14 protein-coding genes and 1 pseudogene are annotated in these 14312 nt (G+C 69.9%); 5 read left to right on the top strand and 10 right to left on the bottom strand.

Annotated features, from left to right (window positions below):
• Positions 1-4 precede the first annotated feature (4 nt).
• Positions 5-1425, top strand: a pseudogene (locus QUE79_RS12070) (APC family permease).
• A gap of 66 nt (positions 1426-1491) precedes the next feature.
• Here the strand turns inward: QUE79_RS12070 and QUE79_RS12065 are convergent.
• From QUE79_RS12065 to QUE79_RS12055, 3 genes are all read right to left on the bottom strand, one after another.
• Positions 1492-1950, bottom strand: coding sequence for a hypothetical protein (locus QUE79_RS12065; protein WP_286343332.1), 459 nt, complete (start codon positions 1948-1950; stop codon positions 1492-1494).
• 118 nt (positions 1951-2068) lie between these two features.
• Complete coding sequence (locus QUE79_RS12060; protein ID WP_286343331.1) at positions 2069-3097, bottom strand: YihY/virulence factor BrkB family protein; 1029 nt, start codon at positions 3095-3097, stop codon at positions 2069-2071.
• A gap of 52 nt (positions 3098-3149) precedes the next feature.
• Positions 3150-3593, bottom strand: a complete 444-nt coding sequence (locus QUE79_RS12055) for a carboxymuconolactone decarboxylase family protein (RefSeq protein ID WP_286343330.1) — start codon at positions 3591-3593, stop codon at positions 3150-3152.
• 171 nt (positions 3594-3764) lie between these two features.
• Here QUE79_RS12055 and sigJ point away from each other — a divergent pair, with 171 nt between their 5' ends.
• Entirely contained in the window at positions 3765-4661 is an 897-nt protein-coding gene (gene sigJ / locus QUE79_RS12050; RefSeq protein ID WP_286343329.1) for an RNA polymerase sigma factor SigJ, read from the top strand.
• A gap of 64 nt (positions 4662-4725) precedes the next feature.
• The gene (locus QUE79_RS12045) at positions 4726-5607 is read left to right on the top strand and encodes an SDR family oxidoreductase (RefSeq protein WP_286343328.1); all 882 of its coding nucleotides are present in this window, start codon (positions 4726-4728) and stop codon (positions 5605-5607) included.
• On the opposite strand, the gene QUE79_RS12040 is transcribed toward QUE79_RS12045, so the two are convergent.
• From QUE79_RS12040 to QUE79_RS12010, 7 genes are read right to left on the bottom strand one after another with little or no spacing between them, the layout of a single operon-like run.
• Positions 5538-7286 carry an acyltransferase gene (locus tag QUE79_RS12040; RefSeq protein ID WP_286343327.1) on the bottom strand — a complete coding sequence of 583 codons (1749 nt, stop codon included), beginning with the start codon at positions 7284-7286 and terminating at the stop codon, positions 5538-5540. The genes QUE79_RS12045 and QUE79_RS12040 overlap by 70 nt on opposite strands.
• A gap of 1 nt (position 7287) precedes the next feature.
• Entirely contained in the window at positions 7288-8133 is an 846-nt protein-coding gene (locus QUE79_RS12035) for a sugar phosphate isomerase/epimerase family protein (RefSeq protein ID WP_286343326.1), read from the bottom strand.
• 2 nt (positions 8134-8135) lie between these two features.
• Positions 8136-8951: a hydroxyacid dehydrogenase gene (locus tag QUE79_RS12030; RefSeq protein WP_286343325.1), complete on the bottom strand. Its 816-nt coding sequence runs from the start codon at positions 8949-8951 to the stop codon at positions 8136-8138.
• Positions 8948-9145, bottom strand: coding sequence for a hypothetical protein (locus tag QUE79_RS12025; protein WP_286343324.1), 198 nt, complete (start codon positions 9143-9145; stop codon positions 8948-8950). The genes QUE79_RS12030 and QUE79_RS12025 overlap by 4 nt, the downstream gene beginning before the upstream one ends.
• A gap of 7 nt (positions 9146-9152) precedes the next feature.
• Positions 9153-10115, bottom strand: coding sequence for a carbohydrate ABC transporter permease (locus QUE79_RS12020; RefSeq protein WP_286343323.1), 963 nt, complete (start codon positions 10113-10115; stop codon positions 9153-9155).
• The gene (locus QUE79_RS12015) at positions 10108-11040 is read right to left on the bottom strand and encodes a carbohydrate ABC transporter permease (protein WP_286343322.1); all 933 of its coding nucleotides are present in this window, start codon (positions 11038-11040) and stop codon (positions 10108-10110) included. The genes QUE79_RS12020 and QUE79_RS12015 overlap by 8 nt, the downstream gene beginning before the upstream one ends.
• Positions 11037-12188, bottom strand: a complete 1152-nt coding sequence (locus tag QUE79_RS12010; protein ID WP_286346708.1) for an extracellular solute-binding protein — start codon at positions 12186-12188, stop codon at positions 11037-11039. Before QUE79_RS12010 ends, QUE79_RS12015 begins: the two co-directional genes overlap by 4 nt.
• A 170-nt stretch (positions 12189-12358) precedes the next feature.
• On the opposite strand from QUE79_RS12010, the gene QUE79_RS12005 reads away from it, so the two are divergent.
• Positions 12359-13153, top strand: coding sequence for a DUF624 domain-containing protein (locus QUE79_RS12005; RefSeq protein ID WP_350271697.1), 795 nt, complete (start codon positions 12359-12361; stop codon positions 13151-13153).
• The gene (locus QUE79_RS12000; RefSeq protein ID WP_286343321.1) at positions 13150-14223 is read left to right on the top strand and encodes a LacI family DNA-binding transcriptional regulator; all 1074 of its coding nucleotides are present in this window, start codon (positions 13150-13152) and stop codon (positions 14221-14223) included. The genes QUE79_RS12005 and QUE79_RS12000 overlap by 4 nt, the downstream gene beginning before the upstream one ends.
• The last annotated feature ends 89 nt before the right edge of the window (positions 14224-14312 follow it).

Genomic DNA, 14312 nt, shown 5'->3' with positions numbered 1-14312 from the left:
TCCCATGGCATCGACGACGACGACCCCGACACCCGGCACCGATCAGCCCACCGAGCTGAAGCGGGCCATCGGGCCGAAGCTCCTCCTGCTCTTCATCGTCGGCGACATCCTCGGCACCGGCGTCTACGCGCTGACCGGGCAGGTCGCCGCCGAAGTGGGTGGTGCGGCGTGGCTCCCTTCCTCATCGCGTTCGGCGTTGCCCTGGTGACGGCGTTCTCGTACCTCGAACTCGTGACGAAGTATCCGCAGACCGCGGGCGCCGCCCTTTACGTGCACAAGGCTTTCGGCGTCCACTTCGTCACGTTCCTGGTGACGTTCATCGTCATGTGCTCGGGCATCACGTCGGCCTCGACGGCCGCGCGCGCCTTCGCCGCCAACCTCGCCGCAGGCATCGAGGTCGAGCTCGGGAACGGCACGATCATGCTCGTCGCGATGGGGTTCATGCTGCTCGTGATGGCCGTCAACTTCCGAGGCGTCAGCGAGAGCGTCAAGGCCAACGTGGTCCTCACGCTCGTCGAGCTGTCGGGTCTCGTCCTGGTGATCCTGATCGGGTTCTGGGCCATCGCGGGCGGTAACGCCGACCTCTCGCGCGTCGTGCTCTTCGAGACGCCGGGCGACAAGGCCCTCCTGCTCAGCATCTCGGCCGCGACCTCGCTGGCTTTTTTCGCGATGGTCGGGTTCGAGGACAGCGTCAACATGGCCGAAGAGACGAAGGATCCGAGCAGGATCTTCCCGCGCGTCATGCTCACCGGTCTCGGCATCACCGCCGTCATCTACGTGCTCGTGTCGCTGTGCGCCGTCGCGGTGGTCCCGATCGGTCAGCTGGCCGACAACGAGACACCGCTCGTGACGGTGGTCGAGACCGCAGCGCCGGGCTTCCCGATCGGAGCGCTGCTTCCGTTCATCTCGATGTTCGCCGTGGCCAACTCGGCGCTCATCAACATGATGATGGCGAGCCGCCTCCTCTACGGGATGAGCAAGCAGGGCGTCCTGCCTGGTTTTCTGTCGAAGGTGCACTCGCGCAACCGGACGCCCTGGACCGCGATCCTGTTCACCACCGGCCTCAGCCTCCTGCTCATCGGCTACGTCTCGCTGTCGCCGGAGTCGCCCATCGTCGCGGTACTCGGCGGCACGACGTCGCTGCTGCTGCTCGCCGTCTTCGCCGTCGTGAACCTCGTCGTTCTCGTCCTGCGTCGCGACCGGGTGCCGCACGGCCACTTCAGAGCGGGCAGGATCCTCCCGATCGTCGGCATCCTGGCCTGCCTCTGGCTCGTCCTGCCCTGGTCGTCCGGCCGCGGAGCGGAGCAGTACGGAATCGCCGGGGCACTCCTCGCGATCGGCGTCGTGCTGTGGGGCGTGACGTTCGCCGTCCGTCGCCTCGGCAAGCGCGCCGCCCCCGACGAGGTTCCCGCCGATCTCAGCTGAGGGCGCGGGGCGGTCGGCGCGCGCGCTCGGTGCCCGCGCGCTACCGCGCCCGGGTCGGCCGGTGCGCTACCGCACCCAGGACGGCGCAGGCACGCGGCGAGCCAGCCGGAACGACGACCGCAGGTACAGGACCGCGAGCGCCGCCTCGACGACCACGCTCACGATCTGCACGGTGAGGCCACTGCCGGGGAACGAGGCGGCGACCACGGACGGCCTCTCGACGACGCGCGAGTAGACCAGTGCCCAGATCACCGTCGCCGCGCTGAGGGCGTTGAGGCCGCCCAGGAGGAAACCCGCCGTCGGACGACCGGTCATGCGCCAGAGCGGGCGCGGCGCTGCAACATCTTCTTCGGGGACTCGGAAGATCCGGACGGCGATCACCGTCAGGAGCGCAAACCCCAGCGCGCCCACCCAGTCGACGGCGCCGGGTATCCCCGCTCGCTGAAACACCTCGGTGAGCGCTCCGAGCCCGAGGAGGAAGGCCACGACGTAGAGGAATTTGTAGCGGCCCTTCACGATACGCATGGCGACAAGCTACACGGAGGGCGCGGCCGAACGTGTCATCGTCATGCCGGCGGCGCCTGGGCCCACCGGTCGAAAGCCGGCGGCCTCGTCGAGGGGCCGCCCGGCGCGGCGGACAGGATCAGCGCCGGCGCGGCAGCCGAGCCCGGAGCTTCGAGGCAGCGCGCACCCACCGCGGCTGCGCGCGGAGGGCGCGGCTCCTGATCAGTGCCTGTCGTTCCGCCTCGAGCTTCGCGAGGCGCGCCCGCTCGGCGACGGGGTCGGCGAGGACGCCGTCCGCCGCCATCTGCACGGCGATCCAGGAGGCGGTGAGGAGCAGGACCTGGCACACGAGGTTGAGGAAAATCAGTAGTCCGACGATCACCGCGAAGGAGGCCAGGAGCGGATTCGTCGTCGCGTGGCCGAGGAGCACTCCGCCGACGGCCTTCAGCACGCCGAGCGCCGCCGCCCCGAGCAGACTGCCGGCGACGAGGCGGCGACGCGGGATGAACAGGCCGGACAGCACCTTGAACAGGCCCATCAGCACGACGGTGTCGAAGGCGAAGACGATGACGAGGCCGACCCCGCGCAGCAGGATCGTCCCGCCGAACGTCGACACGTCCGCTCCCAGCAGGCCGAGCAGGAACCGCACGGACGAGGTGCTGATGAGCGACAGCACGCTCGAGAGCAGCACGGCGACCCCGAACAGGAGTCCGAGGACGAGGTCTTTCCCCTTCCGGACGAAGAAATCCTCCGTCGACTGCGGAACACCGAAGATGGCCCGCACCGATCCGCGTGCCGAGCCCAGGAAGCCGACGGCGGTGAAGACCAGGACGACGACGGCGACCGCCCCGGTGAAACCGAAGATGCCCGCGTGCAGCAGCTTGGTCGCGTCGATCGCTCCGGTCGCGTCGTTTCCCGACTTGATCAGCCCCGGCACCGACGTGTTGATGACGTCGAACAGGGAGTCCCGGAGCTCAGGGCTCCCGGACAGTGCGAGCCCGGCGACCGAGAATCCCGACCAGAGGGCCGCGAAGAGGGCGAACAGCGCCTGGTACGCCAGTCCGGCCGCGAGGACGAACCCGTTCTTGCTCCCGAACGCCAGGAAGACCCGCACCGGGAACAACTCGAAGAGCCAGCCGAAGAATCGATCGAGGGGCGTGGTCGGCATGCGTCGACCGTACCCGGGGCGGGGCCGGGTGCGGCCGCCGGAGAGCCGCGACTCAGGGCGCTACGGCGTAGTGGCTCGAGATCGCGATGCGGTTCCAGGCGTTGATCACGATGGTCAGCCAGGTCACCGCGGCGATCTGAGCGTCGTCGAGAGCACCCTCGGCGGGCGACTCGTGGGCGTCGCCACTCTCGGAGATCGACGTGACGCGCTCGGCGATCGCGAGGGCTGCGCGCTCGGCGGCGTCGAAGTACTGCGACTCCCACCAGCCCGCGACGACCGCGAGCCGATCCGCCGTCTCGCCGTGGCGAATCGCGTCGCGGACGTGCATCCGGAGGCAGAACGCGCAGCCGTTGATCTGGGAGGCGCGGATCTTGACGAGCTCGACGAGCTTGGGGTCGAGTCCGGCCGTCGTGGCCGCTTCCTCGGCCGTGGTGCTGAGCGCGTACATCGCCTTGTACGACGCGGGGAAGGTGGTGCCGATGTCGACCGTGGTCATGGGTTTCCTTTCAGGTGACGGGGCGGTCATCCGCCTCCGACACACCGACGACGCAGGATCCCGGACTGTGAGGCGACGGCGGTCGTCGGCCGGACCTCACACCGCTCGAGCCTGTGTCGTCGGTCTCCCAGGAGGTCCCGACGGGATGGGATGATCACCGAGGAGGAACGCGTGTCGACCGATGGAGAGAACTTGGCCGAGGTGATGAGTGAGCGACGACAGCTCATGGCCCTCGCGTTCCGCATGCTGGGAACCCTGGGCGACGCCGAGGATGCCGTCCAGGAGGGGTACTTCCGGTGGTACCGCCTCGACGACGCAGACCGGGCGGCCATCGAGAACCCTCAGGCGTGGCTGACGCGCGTGGTCAGCAGGATCTGCCTGGACGTCCTCGGTTCGGCCCGAGCGCGCCGCGAGAACTACGTCGGCGAGTGGCTGCCCGAACCGGTACCGGCCGACCTGTTCCTCGGCACTCCGGTCGCGGCCGACCCGCTCGACGCCGTCGCCCTCGACGACGCCGTCAGCATGGCGCTCCTCGTGGTGCTCGAGGCGATGACGCCCGCCGAACGGGTGTCTTTCGTCCTGCACGACGTCTTCGCCGTCCCGTTCCCGGAGATCGCGGAGATCGTCGGGCGGAGCCCCGCGGCGGTCCGCCAGCTGGCGACTTCGGGCCGCCGTCGCGTGCAGGACGGACGGGCGGTGCCGGTGGAGCGCTCGGAGCACGACGCCGTCGTCGCCGCATTCGGGAGGGCGTGCCGCGAGGGCGATCTCGCCTCGCTCATGGCCCTGCTCGATCCTGCTGTCACGCTGAGGTCCGACGGCGGCGGTCTCGTGCGCGCCGCGATCAATCCCGTCCACGGTCCCTCGAACGTCGCCCGCTTCGTGCTCGGGGTGCTCGCCAAACAGGCTGCGCTGGACTTCGTCGAGGAGGCGACGGCCGATGGCCTCGGCTACTCGATGCGCCTCGGCGATCGGGTCTACGGCATCACGAACCTGCGCGTCGAGGCGGGCCTGGTGACCGACGTCTGGCTCGTGGTCACTCCCGAGAAGCTCGGTGCGTGGCAGGGCTGACCGCCCGCCTGACCGCCGCTCGACCGCACCGTCGCCGAACCACCACTCAGAAGGAGAACCACCGATGAAGATCGCCATCGCCGGAGGCACCGGCACCGTCGGAAACCACCTCACCGGCATTGCCCGAGAGCGCGGCCACGAGGTCGTCGTGCTGTCCCGCTCGACCGGCGCGGATCTCGTCAGCGCGGCCGGGTTGCCGGCTGCCCTCGACGGCGTCGCGGCCGTCATCGACGTCACGGGCGTCCAGACGCAGTCGTCCGCGAAGTCGCGGGCGTTCTTCGGCGCCGTCACCCGGAACCTCCTCGACGCCGAACGGGACGCGGGGGTCGCCCACCACCTGGCCCTCGGCATCGTCGGCAGCGACCTGGCGCCGTTCGGCTACTACGCCGGCAAGGTCGCCCAGGAGGAGAGGGTCGAGGCCGGGCCGGTGCCGTGGACGATCCTGCGCGCCACCCAGTTCCACGAGTTCGCCGCCCAGGTCTTCGGGCAGTACCGCTTCGGGCCGTTCGTCCTGATCCCGTCGATGAGGTCTCAGCCGGTGGCGGCCCGGGAGGTCGCGGAGCGCCTGCTGGAGCTCGCCGTCGGAGAACCGCAGGGGCGGGTCCGAGACCTCGCCGGCCCCGAGCAGCATCGGATGATCGACATGGTCGAGCGGTACGTCGCGAGGACGGGCAGCAGCGGACGCCTCGTGCAGATCCCGGTGCCGGGCGGTTTCGGCAGAGCCCTGCGCGACGGGACGCTGCTGCCGGTGGGCTGTCACGACGAAGGCGCGCAGACGTTCGGCGAATGGCTCGAAGCGCTCCTCCCGCTCCTGAACCGCGCGGGCCCGCCGACAGCGCCCGCCGACAGCGCTGCTCGACGGCGCTGCTCGACGCGTCAGACCGCGGGCACCCCTCGCGCGAGGTCCCAGGCGGGCTCGGGGCGATGCACTCCCGTCGGCCGGTAACCGAGCGACTCGGAGACACCGGCGAGGTCCGCGAGGTACCACACGGTCGAGAGCCACATCTCGGTGCCCTTGAACCCGGGCACCTGGTCGACGGCGGTCGGCCCGCTCGACGGTGCGAACCGGAACGGGAACCCCGCGTCCGGCACCCACTGCACGAGAGCCTGGTCGAGGGCGGCGGCCGCGAACTCGCGGATCTCGTCCCGCCGGTGGGCGGTCTGCCGCACCGCGAGCCAGAACGGATGCGCGACGTCGAGCATGTTGCAGGCCGTCGTGCGGCCGGGGCCGAAGTGGCGCGGATCCGCGACTTGCTCGAAAGCTTCGTCGATGACGCGCTCCGGGTACGGGATCGGAACGCCGAACTGCGCGAACGTCCCGCGCGAGGCCCGGTAGAACCCGTTGACGGGCTGCAGCAGACCGTCCGAGAGCCGCGCCTGCGACCACAGGCCGGTCGTTCGCGAGGCGTGGGTGGTCAGCCACCCGATCAGCGCGTCGACGCTGCGCCGGGTACCAGTGGGGTCGGTCTCGCCGTAGCGCAGGTTCCACAGCAGTGCGGTGCCGAGGCTGTCGATGGCCGCACCGGCCGACCACCCCTGCTCGTGCCACGGCCGCGTCTCGCAGAAGGCGAGGACGTCGTCCGGCGACATCGCGGCGACGGCTCGCACGGGGTGCTCCAGGCGGCTGCCGAGCACGTCGAGCGCGTAGCCGAGGCTGAGCACGTGGTACTGCTCGTCACCGCTCTCGTAGGAGGTCGCGGTCGCGGTGTGGCGTCCCGTCTCGTCGACCTCCGGAGTGAGGCCGGTCGCAGGATCCTGGCCGAACCGCAACCGCCTGATGTGCTCGTCCCGGTCGAGCTGCACCGGCGGGCGCCCCGTGAGCAGCATGCTGATCTCGACCGCGTCGGCGTGGGGTCGTCTGGCCGGAGCGGCCCCCGGAGCGTCGACCCAGCGCCCGGAGAGCGTGCCGTCCGGCGCTGCGCCGGAGGACTCCCAGCTTCGCTCGACGACGGCGTCCGCCTCGGCGCGCGCCCGGTCGGCGAACGTCGCCAGCCGATCGGCGAGAGCGTCGAACCGGGCGGCCGACGGGCTCGTCCCCTTCGGAATGCGCCGGTCGCGCACGACCCTCGCCGGGTTGCCGGCGACGATCGCCCAGTCGGCGACGTCCTTGGTCACCACCGCTCCCGCAGCGACGACCGCGTGCGATCCGACCGAGACCCCGTCCAGGATCACGACGTTGGAGCCGACCCACACGTCGTCGCCGATCACGATCCCCTTCTCCGTGACGGGCTGCCGGTAGACCGGGAGCTCGGGGTCCATCGAGTGGTTGAACCCGAGGATCGACGTGTGGGCGCCGATCCGGACACCGGCTCCGAGGTGCACCCGGCCGCGCACCACAGTGAAGACGTTGACCGTGCAGTCGTCTCCGAAGGTGACGTCGCCGGTCACGTAGGCGTGGGCGGCGATGTAGCTGCGGGCCCCGATGCGGAAGGTGTCGGGAGCGACCATCGCGAGGTCGGAGACGAAGGCGGTCTCGTCGATCACGGCGCCGGTGCGGACGCGGAGGTCCTGCTGCCGGGCGCGTTGGCGATCCTGCGCCTCGGGGCCGGCCTCGCGCCAGAAGAGCCAGCCGTTGTAGTCGAGCCGGAGGTCGTCCTCCGCCAGGCGGTCCAGATGATCCGTCATGTCAGGCACCTTCCTCGAAGTATCGATCGAACCACGCGCGCGCGGAGACCAGCGCGTCGCTGAGCGGCAGAGCCTCGGGGTACCAGGTGCGCTCCCACTCGAGACACACGGTCCCGTCGAACTCCGCCCCGTGGAGGAGGGCACCGAATTCGGCGGTGGGGACGGTGCCGCGACCGATCTCGACCGGGGTGGCATCACCCGGCAGGTTCGCGTCCTTCACCTGGACCGAGCCGCGATCCCCGTCGATCCAGGGCTGCAGGAGCCCCCAGGTGGTCTCGAGGGGTTCGCCGACCCGCCACGGGTGCATGAGGTCCCACACCGCGCCGATTGGCCCCGAGACCCGCTCGAGGATCCGCAGGATGTCGGCGCCTCGCGGGTGGGAGTCGTGCGTCTCGAGCACGGGCGAGACGCCGAGGTCTCCCGCCAGCCCTGCCACGGCGTCGAGCCGCCGAACCGCTCGTTCGTCGGCGACGCCGGCCTCTTCGCGCAGGCGGGGAACCGCCGAGTAGTCGCTCGGGTGCGTGGGTGCCCCGGGGAACACGCGCACGACCGGCGCTCCGAGGTCGGAGGCGAACCGCAGGGCTTCGGCGAGCGCTCCGACGACCATCTCGTCACCGGCGTCCGACGCGATCCGGACGTAGCTCGCCAGCCCGGAGATCGAGATGCCGGCCGCGTCGAATCGCGACCGGACCCCGGCCACCTCGCGCGCCGTCATGGCGGGATCGACGATCTGGCCGCCGCTCACGCGCAGCTCGACGTGGGTCACGTGCGAGCGCGCGAGAGCGTCGACGACGGCGTCGAGGTCCTCGTCGGGTGCGCCGAGCGTCGAAGCGGTGAGTCGGGTCATGGTCAGGCCATCCTGTCGAGGTCGTCGAGTGTCACCGGGTACACGAGGGGTTCACCGTGCGCGAACCGCTCGACCTCGGTCGTGGCGGAGTCGCCCATCAGCGGGAGCTCGTTGCCCATCGATCCTGCGATGTGAGGCGTCAGGATCACGTTGTCGAGCGTGTAGAGGACGTCGTCGGGCGGGAGGGGCTCCGGATCGGTGACGTCGATGATCGCCGACAGGCGGCCGCTCGACGTCTCGTCGCGGAGGGCGTCGTGGTCGACGAGCACGCCGCGGGCGGTGTTGATGAAGGTGGCCCCGGACTTCATGCGGGCGAACTGCTCGCGGCCGATCATCCCGATCGTCTGGGGCAGGATCGGCGCGTGGAGCGACACGACGTCGCTCTCCTCGAGCAGGCGCTCCAGCGGGACGAGCGTGCCTCCGATCCTGGTCGCCTCGTCGGGGGTGAGGTCGGGCGAGGCGATGAGCACGCGGTGGTGGAAGGGCCGGAGCATCTCCAGCACGAGCCGGCCGATGCGCGAGGCGCCGATGATGCCGACCGTGCTGCCGAGGTTGCCGACGTGCGCGGGCATGGCCTCCTTGGCGCGCATGTCGTGCAGCCGCCGGAAGCCGGCGGCCGCCGGGAAGGCGCCTTTGGCCGACAGCAGGATGAAAGCCAGCGTGTACTCGGCCACCGGAACGCCGTTCGCCTGCGCCGCCGTCGTCACCGCGATGTCCCGGCGCCACACCTCGCGGTCGAGGTGGCCCTTGACGGTGCCTGCGGAGTGCGCGATCAGCCGCAGGTGCGGTGCCGCGTCGAGCACTCGCGCGTCGATCACGGGGCTCCCCACCCTGTGACGAGGACGTCGATCGACCCGAGCACGGCGAGCGCCTCGTCGCTCTCGAACTCGGTGAGGACGTCCGGGCGGACGAGGTCGGTCACGCCCGCCAGCCGCTCTTTCGCCTCGTCGCTGAACACGGTCGCCGCGAGCTCGTCCGAGCGCATGGCGAAAGCGAGCCGGAGTTTCGGCATCGTTCTCCTATCCCTTCAGGCCCGCGCTGGCCATGCCCTCGACGAAGCGCTTCTGCGCGAAGACGAAGAGCAGCACCATGGGCAGCGTAGCGAGCGTCGTTCCGGCCATCAGGTACGGCCACTGGATGCTGGCCGGGTTCTGCGAGAAGATCGCCAGACCCAGCTGCAGCGGTCGGAGGTCGTCCGAGCTCGTGATCATGAGGGGCCACAGGAACCCGTTCCACGCGGCCTCGATCTGAAACACGGCGATCGTGATGAGGGCCGGTTTCACCAGGGGCGTCATGATGCGCAGGAAGATGCCGAACTCGCCGACACCGTCCATCCGCGCCGCGTCGGCCAGGTCCGCCGGCAGCGACACGTAGAACTGCCGGGCCAGGAAGGTGAACAGCGGCGCCGCGGCGAGCGGGATGATGAGGCCCCACCACGAGTTGAGCCAACCGGTGCCGCCCTGCCCCAGGAGGTCGTTGCCGCCGAACAGCGGGATGGATTTCACGATGATGAACAGCGGCACGAGGATGATCTGGAACGGGATCATCAGCAGCGTGATGAAGTACCCGAGGAAGAACTTCGCGCCGCGGATCGGGATCGACGACAGGACGTAGCCGGCCATCGTGCAGATCACGAGCGTCACGGCGGTCTCGCCGACGGCAATCAGGAGGCTGTTGCGGAAGTAGCGGAGGAACGGCGCTGTCTGCATGGCCTCGACGAAGTTGCCGAAGCGCCACTCGCCGGGCAGCCAACGGAAGGTCGAGACCTCGAGCTCGCTCTTCAGGGCCGTGAGGATCATCCACAGGAACGGCGCGATCATCGCGATCGCTCCCGCCGTGAGCACCACGTAGAGCAGCACGCGGCCGACGGTGATCTTCTTCTTGGGACGACGCGCGCGACTGGCCGCGGTCGCGGTGTCGGTGCTCCGGGGCGGAGCCGCGGTGATCCTGCGCCCCGTGAGGCGGGTGTCTTGACTAGTCACGAGCGTTCGCTCCCTGCAGTCGGCGTCCGATGAGGATGAACGCGCCGATGAGGATCATCATGATGACCGTCTCGGCCGACGCGTACCCCAGGCGGAGGCTCTGGAATGCGTTGTTGTAGACGTCGAAGACGAGCACGTTGGTCGCGAGACCCGGGCCGCCCTTGGTGGTGACGTAGACGAGGTCGAAGACCTGGAACGTCCCGACGATCGACGTGATGAGCACGAAGAACTGCGCGGGCGCGATCGCCGGCCAGGTCACGTTGCGGAACACCTGCCAGCGCCCGGCGCCGTCGAGGTTCGCCGCCTCGACGAGCTGCGGCGAGACGCCCTGCAGCGCCGCCAGGTAGATGATCATCTTCGAGCCGAGGCCCTGCCAGATGCCGACGACCATGAGCGACGGCAGCGCGAGGCCGGGGTCGGTCAGCCAGCCGACCGGTGACAGGCCGAGCAGCGACAGGACGCCGTTCGCGAGGCCGGAACCCGGGTTGAAGATCCAGAGCCACACCGTTCCGACGGCCACCGTCGCGGTGACCACCGGGATGTAGTAGGCCGTGCGGAACGCGCCGAGACCGCGGATCTTCTGGTTGAGGGCGATCGCCACCAGCAGCGCGATGGCCATGCTGACCGGCACCACGACGATCACGTACAGGATCGTGTTCTTGAGCGCCGCCTGGAACCGGACGTCGCCGAACAGCTCGGCGAAGTTGCCGCCCCCGATGAAGTGCGGGGTGCCGCCGAAGCTGTAGTCGGTGAACGCCAGGCCGATGGCGGCGAGTGTCGGGAGCGTGATGAAGACCAGCGAGTGCAGCAGCGCAGGGGCGATCATCCACCAGCCGGCCCGGCGCTGCCGCGACAGCACCGAGCCGCGGCGGCGGGCCGGGATGCTCCGCCCCGCCGGCCGCGACTTCTGTGTGAGGGTCGTCATCGCGACTGCTGCGCCAACTCGTCGAGGACGGCCTTGGCGTCGCGCTTGCCGAGGAGGACGTCGTCGACGGACGAGTTGAAGTTGTTGCGCACCTCGAGCCAGTTCGGGATGCCGCCCTCGAACAGCGCCTTGTCGAGGTTCTTCGCGACGAACTTGCTGAGGTCGTTCGACTTCACGATCTCGGAGTCGGCCGCGTTCGACGTCGCCGGGATCTGGTTGTTCAGCTTGGCCTGGGCCTCGAGCGCCTTGTCGGTGCTCATCGACTTGATGAAGGCCCAGGCGGCGTCCTTGTCCTTGCTCGTCGAACCGACCGAGGCGAGGTTGCCGCCGAGGTACTCCACCGGCCTCTTGTCGTCGAGGAGGAAGTAGCCGAGGTCGTCGCAGTTCGCCTTGCCGACGCCGGCGGACGAGCAGTCGATGCTGCCGCCGACGAAGCCCATCGCGGATTCTCCCGTGTAGGTCATCGGCTTCTGCGCGGCGTTCTGCTGACCGAACTTCTGGACGTTGCCGATCATGCTCTTCATCCAGTCGAGCGTCTTGACGCCGGCAGCGTTGTCGAAGTTCGGCTTGTTGTCGACGTAGAGGTCTTTGCCCTCGGCGCCGAGCAGCTGGACGAAGGCCTGGCGGTAGTTGCCCGGCGAGGTGTTGAAGTCGAACCCGGGGCGCGTGATGTTGCCCTTGGAGTCGCGGATGGTGAGTTTCTCGGCCGCCTCCTTGATGCCCGCGAGCGTGGTCGGCGGTTTGTCGGGGTCGAGGCCCGCCTTGACGAAGGCGCTCTTGCGATAGGCGATGGCGCGCGCGTCGGCGGTCAGCGGCCAGGCGTAGATCTTGCCGTTGTAGGTCGTCGCCGGTGTGATCGCCGGCGTCGTCTTGTCACCGAGAGTCTTCTTGGTCACCCCGTGGTTGGCGAGGTCTTCGAAGACGTTCTTCGCCGCGAAGGGCTGCACCCAGCCGACGCCGGTGACCAGGACGTCGTAGCCGGATCCGCTGGCGATCGAGGTCGAGATCTTCTCGTTGAGGGTGGCGTACGTCGCCAGGTCGGGCTGCACCTTCACCTTCGGATACGTCTTGTGGAAGTCGTCGACGACGGCCTGGAAGGCGGCCTTCCCCTCGGTGCTCGGCGGGTAGGCCGGGGTGAGGACACGGATGGTGCCGGTGGCCTTGGCGGGGTCTCCCCTTCCGCCTGGCCGTTCGACCCGCCGGCCGAGCAGCCGCTCAGAACGACGGTGAGACCGACTACCGAGGCCACGGCCCCGAAGATGGCACTGCGTTTCATTGTTGTCTCCTTTGACGAACGACGAGCGACTGGGAAAGCGCTATCCAGACTCTAGGTGCGTTTCGGCCGGGTGGTCAAGGGCGCGCGGGAAAGCAGTTTCCCGATTGCTCGCGCGGAGAGGATCGTCCTGGTTACCATGGGCGAATCACCGCCGATCCGCGCGGCGACGACGGAAGGCACGATCGTGGAACGAGCAACTCGTCCATCTCCTCATCCGCCGCCCACCCCCAGGTCGGCGGCCGGGTCTTCTCGGCCACGACGGCCGTCGGCGACGTCCTGCTCCTCGAACTGCTCTGGCTCGTGACGTCGCTCGGAGTGGTGACCCTGGGGCCGGCGACCTCCGCGCTGCAGCGCACGCTCCACGACGTCCTGGTCGACGGGCGGCCCGCTCCCACCCGGCTCTACGCGAGGCATCTCGCCGCAGCGTTCCGCCGCCTGTGGCTCGTCGGAGTCGTCGGCGCAGCGGTCGTCGTGATGTACGTCGTCGCCCTTCTGTTCTGGACCTCCGCGGGAGGCGCTCCGGGAGTCGCCGCCCTCGTGATCCTGCTCCCCCTCGGCGGCCTCGCCCTGGCGCTCTACCTCGCCATCCTCGCCGCCGCACCTCGACTGCCCGACGACGCCGGGCCCCGCGAACTGGCGCGAGCGGGATGGGGCGTCCTCACGCTCCACCCGCTGGCCGGAGCCGGGCGCGTGATCCTGATGGCCACCTGGCTCCTGCTGCTCTCGCGCCTGCCGACGCTCGGCTTGATCGGCCTCGGCCTGGTTCCCGCCTTTCTCGCGCTGACGATCACCTGGCGTCCCGCCTTCCTCGTCCCGCCGGCGGGGTCGGGCTCGTGAGCACCGTCGAGAATCCCGCCGACAAGACGGGCGCACCCGCGCCGGTCGGCCCGGCCGCCCCCGCCACCCTCCACGACGTCGCGCGCGAGGCCGGCGTCTCGCTCGCCACCGCGTCCCGGTCGCTCAACGGCAGCACCCGCAGGGTCGCCGACGCCTACCGCGACCGCGTGCTCGCCGCCGCAGCCAAGCTCGACTACTCGCCGAACCTGTCGGCGCAGGCCGTCGCGCGCGGATCGACGATGACCGTCGGGCTCGTCGTCAGCGACATCGCCGACCCGTACTTCTCCTCGATCGCGGCCGGAGCGATGCGCGTGGCAGAAGAGTCCGGGCTCGTCGTCACGATGGCGGTCACCGGCCGCTCGCCCGAGCGGGAACTCGAGATCGTGCGCACGCTCCGCGGGCAGCGTCCGCGCATCATCCTGCTCGCCGGCAGCCGGAGCCAGGGTTCCGCGGTTCGCGACGCCCTGATCGGAGAGCTCCAGTCGTTCGAGGCGTCCGGCGGCCGGGTCGTGATGATCAGCCAGCGCGACCTCCCGTTCGCCACGCTGTCGCTCGACAACGACGACGGCGCCTTCGAGCTGGCGACGACCATGGCGGGCTTCGGCTACCGGCGCTTCGCCGTGATCGCGGGCACCGCCAACGTCCGGACCTCGCTCGACCGGGTCGACGGGTTCCGTCGCGGGCTGCTCGCCGCCGGAGTGGACTCCGAGACCGTGGTCGTCGAGACCGAGTTCACGCGCGACGGCGGCTACGACGCCGGTCGGCGCCTGCTCGAGCGGGGGCTCGACGACATCGAACTCGTCTTCGCCGTGACCGACGTCATGGCGCTCGGAGCGATGGCGGCGTTCCGCGAGTCGGGAGTCGAACCGGGTCGCGACATCGCCGTCGCCGGATTCGACGACATCCCCACGGTCCGCGACGTCACTCCGGCGCTCACGACGGTGCGGGCTCCCCTCGTCGACATCGGCGAGCGCGCGGTGCGGCTCGCGCTCGGCGACGACTTCGACCGGGCGAGCGTCGACGCCGTTCCCACGACCGTGGTGGTTCGCGCCAGTACACCCCGACGCTGAGTCGCGCACCGTCCGCCTCGGCGAGACGTCCTGCCTTGCGGGCACCGCCGGTTTCGTCCTACTGTCGGGGTAAGCGTTTTCCCGCACCG

The organism is Frondihabitans sucicola, assembly GCF_030296615.1.
GTDB classification, from domain to species: Bacteria; Actinomycetota; Actinomycetes; order Actinomycetales; family Microbacteriaceae; genus Frondihabitans; species Frondihabitans sucicola.
This window is presented reverse-complemented; position numbering and strand designations above follow the sequence as displayed.